Here is a 12,501-nt window from a genome sequence, read left to right on the forward strand (position 1 = left end):
AAAGTACCATTGTATAATGTATTAATGAAACAATATCATAAAATGCATTATACATGAATACAGCAATACAAAACAAAGAAATGAACATTTTACAAACATATCAGACTTTTTACTTCGTCGGAATCGGAGGTATCGGAATGAGTGCATTGGCACGCTATTTCAATGCATCCGGAAAAAAAGTATTGGGCTATGATAAAACCAATACCAAACTTACCCGGAATCTGATGAATGAAGGAATTGATATTGTTTTTGAAGACCTTATTGATGAAAGGATAACTTCCCTTCAGAAAGAAGATACATTGGTAATCTATACTCCGGCTATCAAAACACTTGGAATACTTGATCACTTCAACCAACATCGGTTTGAAGTTTTAAAAAGAGCCAAGGTCTTGGGATTAATTACCGAAAATACAGATTGTATTGCTATTGCAGGAACGCATGGAAAAACCACCACATCTACTCTTGTGGCACATTTATGCAAAGAGGCAGATCTTCCTTTTTCATGCTTTTTAGGCGGAATTTCTGAAAATTTTAAATCTAACTTCCTGTACAATGGCTCTACTTATTCCGTAGTAGAAGCTGATGAATATGACAGAAGCTTCCTGAATCTGTCTCCGGACTGGGCTGTAGTAACCTCTACGGATGCAGACCACCTGGATATTTATGGAGATAAAAACCATATTGAAGAAGGATTCAGACAGTTTGCCGCCTTAGTGCCTGAAGACAAACAGCTTTTTATAAGAAAAGGGCTGGAAATTGGCAGAGGCCATCAGACCTATGCCGTCAATGAACCTGCAGATTATTATTCGGATAACCTGCGTATGGATCATGATAAAATTTATTTTGACTTCCATACTCCTGCAGAAACTGTAAAAGATTTTGTCTGGGAAATTCCCGGAATCCATAATGTAGAAAATGCCACGGCAGCTTTGGCCATTCTTCATAATTTAGGCGCAGATTTTGATACGCTGAAAAAAGCAATTTCCAATTTTAAAGGAATTAAAAGAAGATATACCAAACATATCTATCAAAACGGTAAAATTTATATTGATGACTATGCTCACCACCCTACAGAAATTAATGCTGTAATGAGCTCAATTAAAACATTTTATCCTGATAAAAAACTGTTGGTAGTTTTCCAGCCTCATCTTTTCAGCAGAACAAAAGATTTCGCAGATGGATTTGCAGAAAGTTTAAGCAAAGCTGATGAACTAATTCTGCTTGAGATTTATCCTGCCAGAGAGCTTCAGGAAAACTTTGAAGGAGTTACTTCACAATGGCTGTTGGAAAAAGTGACATTGGATAAAAAAGAAGTATCGGCATTATCCGGTGCATTTGAAAAGATAAAGGAAAAAGATTTTGATATCCTTCTGACCGTTGGAGCAGGAAATATAGATACCCTGTATGATCCTATTTGTGAATGGATAGAGAAAGTTTGATAATATAAACGCGGTATACGAAAGGGAAAATAAATACTTTGTATCCTCAGCGATTAAATAAATATGAAAAATAAATACAGAATATTAAAAATTGTTGTCACTGTAATTATCTTAGGATTTTTACTGAGCTTCTCATTGCGGAGATTCAGCCGTGAGCAGATTACGGACAATAAGATTTCTGTAAAAATGAGCGAAAAAACTCCGGTTTATTTTGTTGATGAAAAAGATATCAGAGAAATTGTAAAAAAAGAAAACCCATCGGGAAGAGTAGGAGATCTTAATATCCCCTCACTGGAAAAAAAGATCAATGCTCTCCCGGCTGTTGACAGTGCCAATGTCTATCTGAACTTAAACGGAAAATTAAACCTGGATATCAGGCAAAGAGTTCCTGTTTTCAGGCTCAATAAAGATGGAAAGGACTTTTATGTGGATGAAAAGGGTATAGAGTTTCCAATTTCCCGAACCTACTCCCATCCCTGTATGCTGGTAACGGGAAATGTTCAGCCGGATGAATACCAAAAGCTGGCGGAACTTGTGGAAAAAATTGATAAAGATGATTTCAGCAAGAAATTCTTTATTGGAATTTCTAAAAGCAAAGACAGCTATAATCTTCTGACCAGTGAGGGAAATTATAGGGTTGAAATCGGAGACCTGGATAATATTGATTTTAAAGTAAAAGGGTTTAAAACATTTGTAGAAAAATACCTGGTATATCAGGACCCGCAAAAATACAGTATGGTATCAGTAAAATATCAGAACCAGATTGTAACCACGTTAAACCCCTATTTTAAAGAGAATGACAGTATTTTAAAAGCAGGGAAACAGGTTTTGGCAAAAATTCCGACACCAACAGCCGCTGCAAAGAAAACAGAAAGTAAACCAAAGACAACGGAAAGAAAGAAAACAGATGCAGCGGTAAGACAGAAAGAGAGTACCAAACCAAAAGAAACAAAAAAAACAGAAAAAAAAGCAAAGGTTCCGGCACAGTCTAAGCCAAAGCCGAAAGCAAAGGTGAAAATAGAATAAAAGAATTCTGGAGGATGAGAAAGGATCATCCTGTATATAGGAAAAGTAGAAAAAATCAAATCGATATAAAAATGGAAAATCAAGAGTATTCAGTAGGTCTGGACATCGGGACAACAAAAATTGTCGCGATTGTCGGTAGAAGGAATGCACACGGGAAAATAGAAGTTCTCGGTGTAGGAAAGGCTAAGAGTCTTGGTGTTCATAAAGGTATTGTGAATAATATTTCACAAACTATTAATTCAATCAAAGCCGCAGTGTCTGAAGCACAATCAAGTGCCGGAGTTCCTATCCGTAAAGTAACGGTAGGAATTGCAGGAAAGCACATTCGTTCTCTGCAGCATTCCGATTATATTATGCGTGAACATCCTGATAAATTTATTACAGATGATGACATTGAAGCATTAAAAGATCAGGTAAAAAAACTGGTTATGCTTCCCGGTGAAGAAATTATTCACGTCCTTCCTCAAGAATATAAGGTGGATTCCGAAGGCGAAATCCAGGAACCTGTCGGAATGCATGGAAAGCGTTTAGAAGCTAACTTTCATGTCGTTGTCGGCCAAATGGGTAGTATCCGGAATATCGCAAGATGTGTTCGTGAAGCAGGGTTGGAGATGGAAGCCCTTACACTGGAACCTTTAGCTTCTTCAGAAGCCGTTCTTACCAAAGAAGAAAAAGAAGCTGGAGTTGCTATTGTAGACATCGGCGGAGGTACTACCGATATTGCAATCTTTAAAGACAATATCATCCGTCATACCTGTGTTATTCCTTATGGAGGAGGAATTATTACAGAAGATATTAAGGAGGGATGCTCTATTATAGAAAAACATGCAGAACAGTTGAAAGTAAAATTTGGCTCGGCTGTTCCTGAACTGGAAAAAGACAGTACTTTTGTGACTATTCCCGGTCTTCACGGAAGACCAGATAAAGAAATTTCTTTAAAAACACTGGCGCAGATTATCAATGCAAGGGTGGAAGAAGTTTTGGAAATGGTTAATACAGAGCTGAAGGCTTACGGAGCATTTGAACAAAAGAAAAAACTGATTGCCGGAATTGTTCTGACAGGTGGAGGATCCAATCTGAAACACCTAAGACAGCTGGCTAATTATACTACAGGTTTTGACAGCAGAATCGGTTTTGCTAATGAATATATTGCCAACGATAAAAATCAGTATCTGAAAGGTCCTGAATTTGCTACGTCTATCGGGTTACTTATGGAAAGTTTAAAGATCAGGGACAAAAAACAGACCGTTGACGAAACTGAGGAAGCTGTAAATGAACAGCATCAGCCTGAAACAGCTGCTGCACAAACAGAAACAGCTCAGTCAGTCCAGCAGCAGACAATCCCTGTTCAGGAACAACCTGCAGTCAACGAACAACAGGAAATCAGAAAAGCAAAACTGACTTTCGGGCAGTCGCTTATGGAAAAAGTTAAAAAATTCTTTGAAGAAGTAGAATAAGGTATAAAGGATAGATGATAACTGATAATTGATTTATCAACCCTCACTCATCATTCATCAATTGTAAAAAGTATAGTTATGGAAAATATAGGTACACAAGGATTTTCATTTGATTTACCAAAAGGAAATTCATCGATCATAAAAGTAATCGGTGTAGGTGGCGGTGGAAACAACGCCCTAAAGCACATGTACGAAAAAGGTATTCACGGGGTTGACTTCGTGATCTGTAATACGGATGCTCAAACTCTAGATAATAACCCTGTTGCAAATAAAGTTCAGTTGGGAACTTCCATTACGGAAGGTCTTGGTGCCGGAGCTGACCCTGAAGTAGGTGAAAAATCAGCAATCGAAAGTATTGAAGATATCAAAGCCGCTATGGGCCAGAACACTAAAATGGTATTCATTACTGCCGGAATGGGAGGTGGTACAGGTACAGGTGCAGCCCCTGTTATTGCAAAAGTAGCAAAGGATATGGGTATCTTAACCGTTGGTATCGTTACTGTTCCTTTTAGTTTCGAAGGTAAAAGGAGGCTGGAGCAGGCTGAAAACGGACTTGATAAATTAAGAAATAATGTTGATTCCCTGATTGTTATTAATAATGATAAATTAAGACAACAGTTCGGAAATCTTGGATTCAAGCAGGGGTTCTCAAAAGCTGATGAAGTTTTAACCAATGCTGCGAAAGGCATGGCAGAAGTTATTACAGGGTACTTTGATGTAAACATTGACTTTAGAGATGCTAAATCTGTACTTCAAAATTCAGGTACGGCCTTAATGTCTACCGGTATTGCTTCAGGTGAAAATAAAGCCGAGGAAGCAGTAAGAAAAGCATTGGATTCCCCATTATTGAATGACAATAAAATTACCGGGGCTAAAAACGTTCTATTACTGATCAGAAGTGGTGCAGAAGAAGTTACCATGGACGAAATCGGTGTGATTATGGACCATATCCAGAAAGAAGCTGGAAATACTGCTGATATTATCTTCGGGGTTGGTGCAGATGAAGAACTTGGAGATGCGGTAAGCGTTCTTGTTATTGCTACAGGATTCTCTAATGAAAATAAAAAATTTGCCGGACCTACAGAGAAAATAAGAATCAGCCTGAACGATAGTTTTGAGTCTCCTAAATCTTCCCCTTTTAAAACAAGAGAAGAAAGAGAAGCTGCTCCTGAAGCAACACACGATTTCGGAGGAAAAAATCTTTTCAGACTGGATGATGAAGAACATGACACACCATTCAACATCACCTCTTCTGAAAAAAAAATGATTGTTGAAGAAGAAGAAATTAAAACTGAAATCAAATTCTTTGATAAAGAAGAAGATACACTGAATACTCCGGAGCAAAACTGGAGAAACGAAGCAGAAAACGAGCAGAATGAATACAGTCTGTTTTCTATTGATGAAAATGAAGACCCTAACGATCTTGAGATTCAGTCTTTCACTTTTGACTTTGACAATAAAAAAGAAGAACCACAGCCAGGAAATACATTCAGTAATTCATTTTCACAGGAAAAACCAGTTGAGTTCAGTTTCTTTGTAAACGATCCTGTCAGAAATGAGCCGAAAACCGACTTTGGACAACCTAAGGCTGAATTTAATGCACCTGCAAGTGCCATAGCTGAGCCTGCACAAAAGGTTGAAACTTTTATCCAAAAGCAGGAAGAACCAAAAGCAGAATCAAAAACTGCCTTTGAAAAGAAAACAGAAATTGAATCACCAAAAACGGAAGAATCAGAGTTTACTTTCGTGAATAAGGCAGTAGATCAGGAAAAAGTAATGGAAAGAAGGAATAAACTTAAAGAATTTAACTCACGTTATCAAAGCTTTGACAGCACAAGCGAATTCGAATCCGTGCCTGCCTTCAAAAGAAAAAATATCTCAATTGACGGAACAAACGCTTCAGACCAGAATATAAATACATATCTGTCTGATAATAACGGCTCCATGCAGATCAGAGAAAACAGGTTTTTAAATAAAGACGTAGATTAAACGCTATAAGCTGTATGCAGTAAGCTACAGGCTATTCCAGCCGAATCAAAGGGCTTACTGCTTATTGCTTAAAGCCTAAAGCCAAAACTATGAGTTTAGAAAATACAATAAACGAAGCAATAAAAACAGCAATGAGAGCTAAAGACAAAGTAGCTTTGGATTCTCTACGCGCTGTAAAATCTCAGATATTGCTGCTTAAAACGGAGGCTGTAGGAGCCGAAGTAACCGCAGAACAGGAAATAGCTATTCTTCAGAGAATGGTAAAACAACGTAAGGATTCTTACGACCAGTTTACAGCACAGGGAAGAAATGACCTTGCCGAAGTAGAAGATGCTCAGATGAAAGTTATTGAGCAGTTTTTACCAAAACAGCTTTCTGCAGAAGAATTAGAAACAGAAATTAAAAATATTATTTCAGAAACCGGAGCTGAATCTATTAAGGATTTAGGGAAGGTAATGGGAGTCGCTTCAAAAGCATTAGCCGGGAAATCAGATGGAAAGAGCATTTCTGAGACGGCTAAAAGGCTTCTTTCATAACAGAATCATATCTTCTGGCTTAAGGTTATCCTTATAGCCTGAATATATGTTTTCAACCCTAACAGGATATACAACCTTTGCATATCGATTTGATTAAAGAATCCCGGAACTTTTAGTCCCGGGATTCATTTTATTGGATATTTAAGTTTTGTCATTCAGTTTTAAATAAACTGAAAAATTTATTTAGCAGCTATATTAAACAGAGCTAAATAATGTGTTAGCTTGAGGGAAAGCCTTAAATGTTTTTTTCATGGTCGTTTGTTTTTTCAGAATCATTTCAAATTTAATAAATATATTTTATTATTCCTACAATTAATTCACATTTTTATGAATATATATAAATTATTAACATTCAGTTAATTTTATATGACTAATCTATTGATAGTTATTATATATTGATCAAACGTAAAGAATTGTTTAACTTTGTACAGATAAAAACAAAAAATATGTATCCAACAGATTTAGTAATGCCTATGAAGGCTGAACTTACAGATAAAGGTTTTCAGGATTTAACAACTCCGGCTCAGGTAGAAGAAGCTTTAAAGCAACCCGGAACTACATTATTAGTAATCAACTCCGTATGTGGTTGTGCCGCAGGTGCTGCAAGACCAGGGGTGGTATACTCTTTGACAGGAGATAAAAAACCTGATCACCTTACTACTGTTTTTGCAGGATTTGATACGGAAGCTGTGGTAGAGGCAAGAAAACACCTTGCTCCTTTCCCTCCAAGCTCTCCATGTGTTGCGCTTTTCAAAGATGGAGAACTTGTTCACATGCTTGAAAGACATCATATTGAGGGCAACCCGGCAGGAGCTATTGCTGCAAATTTGCAGGCAGCTTATGATGAATACTGCTAAATAATAATAAATAAATATCATCAGCCGTTACATTTTGTAACGGCTTTTTTATTTAACACGATAAAAATTCCCTGAAAAATCAAATATTATTATATTTGTTGAAATGGCAACCAAAGCACTTTTCAATACCGTAGTTAACTGGTTTATCCGCCAAAGGATAGATCAGATACAGAATTTCATAGATCATCCTATTGAAACACAAAAGGGTATATTGTTTTCACAGCTTTTCCATGCTGAAGACACGGAATATGGTAAATTATATGGATTTAATTCTATTTCAAGCTATCAGGACTTTAAAACTAAGGTTCCGGTCGTAACTTATGAAGATTTTGAACCCTTTATTGAAAAAGCAAGGCAGGGGCATAAGGATGTAAGCTGGCCGGGACTTATCAAACATTTTGCAAAATCATCAGGAACGACTAATGCAAAAAGCAAGTTCATTCCTATTTCTGCAGAAAGTCTTGAATACTGTCATATGAAAGCCGGTAAGGATATGGTATCCATTTATGCCAATAATCATCCTGAAAACCAACTTTTCACCAATAAAAACCTACGGTTGGGAGGAAGTTCCGAACTGTATGCCGATTTCAACACCAAGTTTGGAGACCTTTCAGCCATACTGATCGATAATCTTCCGTTTTGGGTGGAAATTACTACTACACCAAGTAAAAAGGTCTCGCTGATGTCTGAATGGGAAAGTAAGTTAAAGGCCATTACTTCTGAGGTAAAAAACGAGGATGTAGGCAGCATTCTCGGGGTACCGAGCTGGATGATGGTGCTCCTCCAGAGGGTCGTGAAAGAGACCGGAGTACAAAACATTTCAGAGCTATGGCCTAATCTGGAAGTATTTTTCCATGGTGGCATAAGCTTTAAACCTTACAGGGATCAATATAGGCAGCTTATTGGAAAGAACATCAACTATTACGAAATTTATAATGCTTCTGAGGGCTTTTTTGGGATACAGGATCGTTCAGATAGTGATGAGATGCTCCTTATGCTTGATTATGGTATTTTTTATGAGTTTATTCCAATGGATCAGTTCCACTTTTCCAATCCCAAAATAGTCAACCTTGAAGATGTGGAAGTCGGAAAAAATTACGCTATGGTCATTACAACAAATGGCGGACTCTGGAGATACCTGATAGGTGATACTGTCATATTTACTTCTACCAGTCCTTTCAGGATAAAAATAACAGGACGAACAAAGCATTATATCAATGCATTCGGAGAAGAGCTGATGATCACCAATGTAGAGTCTGCTCTTGCCAAAGCATGTGAAGCTACCGGAGCTCATGTTACCGACTTCACAGGAGCGCCGATTTTCATGAAAGAAAATGACAGCGGTGCTCATGAATGGATCTTTGAATTTAGTCATTATCCGGACAACATCGAGCACTTTATCGACGTTTTTGATCAGCACCTGAAGACCATAAATTCAGACTATGAGGCAAAAAGATACAATAATATAACACTTAAAAGACCTGTTGTACATATTGCCAAGCCTAATCTTTTTTATCGCTGGCTGGAATCCAAAGGAAAACTAGGAGGGCAAAACAAGGTTCCAAGATTAAGTAATGACAGAGAATATATTGATTCTTTACTGGATTTAAATAAATAAAAAATGCGATCTTTCTGATCGCATTTTTTATTTATTTAAATCTTCTTTTAATTTTTTAGCACCTTCTTCTACCTTTGCAGCACTTTTCGCAGCTGCATCTTTTACATCTTTTCCAATTTCCTGTGCGCCCTGTTTGATATCTTTCCCAGCCTCATTAAGATTTTCTTTTGTTTTCTGGGCTGCGTTATCAATCTTATTTCCGGCCTCATCTACTTTTACTTTAACATCTTCTTTTGCCTTGTTGATTTTTGAGGTATCAACGTGAGCTGATGTTTCCGTAACAGTAGTGGTAGTAGTGGTGACTGATCCGTCAGGGTTTTCTACCTGTTCTGTTTTTGTAGTTGATTTGGTGCATGCTACCATAAACACAGAGATAGCCATAGCTGCTAAAATTTGTTTTCTCATATTGTATATTTTTAATTGATGTTTTTTATCAGTTTGTTTTGGTTTCATTACCGGCTGGAGCTTCAGAAATTTTTTGCTTTTTATCAGCCTCTGTCTTTTTCTTTTCTTCTTCCTGTTTCTGTTTATTTTCCTTCTCCAGTTCTTCTTTAAGCTTTTTTTCCTCTTCCTGCAGTTTTACGGCCTGTTTTACTGAATCCAGATACTGCGGGGAAGACATCCTTATCTTTCGGGCTATATCCACTGAAACAGCTCCTGTGGAGAACGAATCTATCGCTGTAGTATCATAGTTTATTTTAAGCTCCTGCTCTGCACCAAATCCGGCAGATTCTTTCTTGGAACAGGCAGTGAAAAGAGTGGAAAAAACAAAAACTGCAAACAATAAATTTTTCATGGAACTAATTTAGCAGAAATTCTGCAATTACAGGATAATGATCCGATAATTTCACAGACTGATCTACTTTATAACTCAGAGGAATAATTGATTTTGAACTGAAAATATAATCTATTCGCAACGGTACTTTATAATCATGAAAGCTGCTCGCACTCCCTTTTCCGGCTACTAAAAATGCATCCTGAAGATCTTTTCCAAGATTATAGTACTCATAGGAATTAGGCACAGAATTAAAATCCCCTGCCAGAATCACAGGATATGGAGACAGGTCTATCACTTTTCTAATCTTTTTCACCTGATCTTCATGGGCCTGAAATGTAGGGACCATATGAGAAAGAAGCGTAGAAATATTTCCCATTCCTAAACCATCCAGCTTCATAAACATAGATTTATTAAGACGGAATGGCTCCAGATAAACGTTTACAATTCTTATAATTTTCCCGTTAATATCTATATCTGCATAGAAAGAGTTTCCTCTTGCCTGTTCTTCAATAATTTCAGCCTGTCTTACAATTTTATGCTTTGTTTTAAGAATAACTGAAGGATATTTAATCAAATCCTGTCTTAAAGCTCTGTTTGTATCTTTTTCCTGTACCAGCACAATATCGGCATTTTGCTCCCGGATATAATTTTTTACCTTATCCCAGCCATAGTCTCCGTATTTTACGTTAAAGGTCAGTACTTTGATATCCCGTATTGTTTTTATATTCTCTGTTTTAGGAGAAAAGTTGACCCATCTTCTGATCGGATTATAAAACAGGAACGTTCCCAAAGCAAAAGCAATTGCAACTTTTTTCTGTTTAAAAATCCATACAACAGTAAGAATTAAATGGGCTACAATCAGATACGGAAAACCCAGAGAAAGAAGATTAAGGTTCCCCAGAATATTTGGTGGAATCCACGCATTCCCTAATGTGCAGAGCAATAAAACAGCAATAACAATATGTATAAACAGCAGTATCTGATTCGACTTCATGAAAAAACGGTCTTGGTACGGATTTTTTTAAGCAAAAACCCTACCAAGAAATAAAAAATTAACTTTTTTTATGATTATTTGCGGCCTAAATGAAACTGTGAAATCACAGGATAATGATCTGAAAGTCTGACAGAACGGTCAACTGCATAGGAAACCGGACGTATGGATTTTGAAGAAAATATATAATCTATTCGTATTGGAAATTTATATTCGTGAAAGCTTGTAGCACTACCTTTTCCGGCATTCAGAAATGCATCTTCAAGGCCTGATGACAAGTGATAGTATTCATAAGAATTGGGAACTGAATTGAAATCCCCTCCTAAAATAACAGGATAGGGAGAATTTTCAACAGCTTGGTAAATAAGGTCAGCCTGTTTTTGATGTTTTTTGAAAGTAGGTATAAGCCGTCTTATAACATCCTTCATTTTCTGCTCATTAGTATCCGTATTCCCCGTAAGTGTAATCATGTCTTTTTCAAACTTAAAAGGATGAAGATACACATCTACAAACCGATATACTTTCCCTTTTATTTCAATATCAGCCTGAATAGCCGGAAGAATTTCATTTTCATCAAGAACAATTTCCTTATTATTAAGAATTTTATGCTTTGTAAAGATGGTTAATCCTTTTTTTGAATCCGTTTTGTTATAATCTTTCAACATTGGAAAATTCCCTCCTCCATCTTCCTGTAAAAGGATAACATCTGCTTCCTGACCAACCAGATATTTCTGCAGCTCCTCTTTTCCCATCACGCCATTTTTTACGTTAAAGGAGATCACTTTGATATCAGCACTTTCTTTTTTATCAGTAGAAAAATTAATCCATCGCTTTACGGGACTTAAAAAAAACAAGCCTGCAAACATGAAAACAAATGCCCTTTTTTTCCAACTTAATACCCAAAAAACAGTCAATATTATATATGCTATCATCAGGACAGGAAAGCCTAAAGAAAGCAAATTAAACCATGGAAATATTCTGGGGGGAATATACGCGTTCATTAAAGAACCTAACAGCAGGAACAAAATTCCCAGGTGCAGTATCAGTATTATAAGCCGGAAAACTTTCACAAAATAGTTTTAATTAAATCTGTACAAGTGCTTCTTCCAGTTTCGTGCCAAAAGCCATCCTACCAATGCTCCTCCTACGTGAGCCAGGTGAGCAATACCTCCTCCGTTTCCGGAAATTCCAAGATATATGGAAACAATAATAACAATAGGCATCAGATACTTTACCTTCATTGGAATCGGGATAAACATCATCATGATTTTTGAATCGGGATAAAGTGTTGCAAAAGCTGCCACCACCCCAAAAATAGCACCCGAAGCACCTACCATTGGAGTGGCTACAATAGCCTTCAGGCTTTCCAGTAATTCTTTTTGTCTGAGAACCTCATCTGCACCTCCCGTAAACTCTACATTTGCTCCGGACAGATATGCACTTACATTGAAGCCAAGCTGCTGTAATTCATTAGAAATCTGCTGAGCTTCCACAAAATTCCACAGATTAAACAGAAAAAAGGCTCCTAATCCACTCACGAAATAAAGTATTAAATACTTTCTGTCCCCTAATGTCTGTTCCAGAATAGGTCCAAAACTGAATAATGTTAGCATATTAAACAAAATATGCATAATACTCCCATGCATAAACATGTGGGTAATTATCTGCCATGAATGAAAAAATGGAGAAAAAGGATAAAAGCCGGCAAGATAACCGATCACCTGATTTCCAAGAAGACTGGTAACAATAAATACAATGACATTAATGATGATTATATTTCTTGTAATCGGCGGTATATTATTAAACATCT

At 36.9% G+C, this 12,501-nt stretch carries 13 protein-coding genes; 8 read left to right on the top strand and 5 right to left on the bottom strand.

Features of this window, described 5'->3' with window-relative positions; translation table 11 throughout:
- Positions 1–80: 80 nt before the first annotated feature.
- The 7 genes from murC (at position 81) to DRF59_RS05255 (ending at position 8,922) form a co-directional block, all read left to right on the top strand.
- Positions 81–1,439: a UDP-N-acetylmuramate--L-alanine ligase gene (murC, locus tag DRF59_RS05225; protein ID WP_115957661.1), complete on the top strand. Its 1,359-nt coding sequence runs from the start codon at positions 81–83 to the stop codon at positions 1,437–1,439.
- A gap of 63 nt (positions 1,440–1,502) precedes the next feature.
- Entirely contained in the window at positions 1,503–2,465 is a 963-nt protein-coding gene (locus DRF59_RS05230; RefSeq protein ID WP_115957475.1) for a cell division protein FtsQ/DivIB, read from the top strand.
- Positions 2,466–2,536: 71 nt separating this feature from the next.
- Positions 2,537–3,922 carry a cell division protein FtsA gene (ftsA, locus tag DRF59_RS05235; protein WP_115957663.1) on the top strand — a complete coding sequence of 462 codons (1,386 nt, stop codon included), beginning with the start codon at positions 2,537–2,539 and terminating at the stop codon, positions 3,920–3,922.
- A gap of 78 nt (positions 3,923–4,000) precedes the next feature.
- The gene (ftsZ, locus tag DRF59_RS05240) at positions 4,001–5,911 is read left to right on the top strand and encodes a cell division protein FtsZ (RefSeq protein ID WP_115957477.1); all 1,911 of its coding nucleotides are present in this window, start codon (positions 4,001–4,003) and stop codon (positions 5,909–5,911) included.
- Positions 5,912–6,000: 89 nt separating this feature from the next.
- Positions 6,001–6,447, top strand: a complete 447-nt coding sequence (locus DRF59_RS05245; protein ID WP_115957479.1) for a GatB/YqeY domain-containing protein — start codon at positions 6,001–6,003, stop codon at positions 6,445–6,447.
- A gap of 446 nt (positions 6,448–6,893) precedes the next feature.
- Positions 6,894–7,304 (top strand): BrxA/BrxB family bacilliredoxin, encoded by a 411-nt coding sequence (locus DRF59_RS05250; protein ID WP_115957481.1) that lies wholly within the window; start codon positions 6,894–6,896, stop codon positions 7,302–7,304.
- Positions 7,305–7,407: 103 nt separating this feature from the next.
- A complete protein-coding gene (locus DRF59_RS05255; protein WP_115957483.1) occupies positions 7,408–8,922 on the top strand; it encodes a GH3 auxin-responsive promoter family protein in 1,515 nt (504 codons plus the stop codon).
- Positions 8,923–8,949: 27 nt separating this feature from the next.
- On the opposite strand, the gene DRF59_RS05260 is transcribed toward DRF59_RS05255, so the two are convergent.
- The 4 genes from DRF59_RS05260 to DRF59_RS05275 form a co-directional block, all read right to left on the bottom strand.
- Positions 8,950–9,327 (bottom strand): hypothetical protein, encoded by a 378-nt coding sequence (locus DRF59_RS05260; RefSeq protein WP_115957665.1) that lies wholly within the window; start codon positions 9,325–9,327, stop codon positions 8,950–8,952.
- 28 nt (positions 9,328–9,355) lie between these two features.
- The gene (locus DRF59_RS05265; protein WP_115957485.1) at positions 9,356–9,718 is read right to left on the bottom strand and encodes a hypothetical protein; all 363 of its coding nucleotides are present in this window, start codon (positions 9,716–9,718) and stop codon (positions 9,356–9,358) included.
- A 4-nt stretch (positions 9,719–9,722) separates the two neighbouring features.
- Positions 9,723–10,694 carry an endonuclease/exonuclease/phosphatase family protein gene (locus tag DRF59_RS05270; RefSeq protein ID WP_115957487.1) on the bottom strand — a complete coding sequence of 324 codons (972 nt, stop codon included), beginning with the start codon at positions 10,692–10,694 and terminating at the stop codon, positions 9,723–9,725.
- A gap of 74 nt (positions 10,695–10,768) precedes the next feature.
- Positions 10,769–11,557, bottom strand: coding sequence for an endonuclease/exonuclease/phosphatase family protein (locus tag DRF59_RS05275; protein ID WP_115957489.1), 789 nt, complete (start codon positions 11,555–11,557; stop codon positions 10,769–10,771).
- Here DRF59_RS05275 and DRF59_RS21085 point away from each other — a divergent pair.
- Positions 11,556–11,768, top strand: a complete 213-nt coding sequence (locus tag DRF59_RS21085) for a hypothetical protein (RefSeq protein WP_115957491.1) — start codon at positions 11,556–11,558, stop codon at positions 11,766–11,768. The two genes, DRF59_RS05275 and DRF59_RS21085, sit on opposite strands and share 2 nt — an antisense overlap.
- A 2-nt stretch (positions 11,769–11,770) precedes the next feature.
- On the opposite strand, the gene DRF59_RS05285 is transcribed toward DRF59_RS21085, so the two are convergent.
- On the bottom strand, positions 11,771–12,499 hold the full coding sequence (locus DRF59_RS05285; protein WP_115957493.1) for a rhomboid family intramembrane serine protease: 729 nt from the start codon (positions 12,497–12,499) through the stop codon (positions 11,771–11,773).
- Positions 12,500–12,501: the final 2 nt, after the last annotated feature.

Origin of the sequence: Chryseobacterium flavum (assembly GCF_003385595.1) — a bacterium.
In the GTDB taxonomy this organism is placed as follows: Bacteria; Bacteroidota; Bacteroidia; order Flavobacteriales; family Weeksellaceae; genus Chryseobacterium; species Chryseobacterium flavum.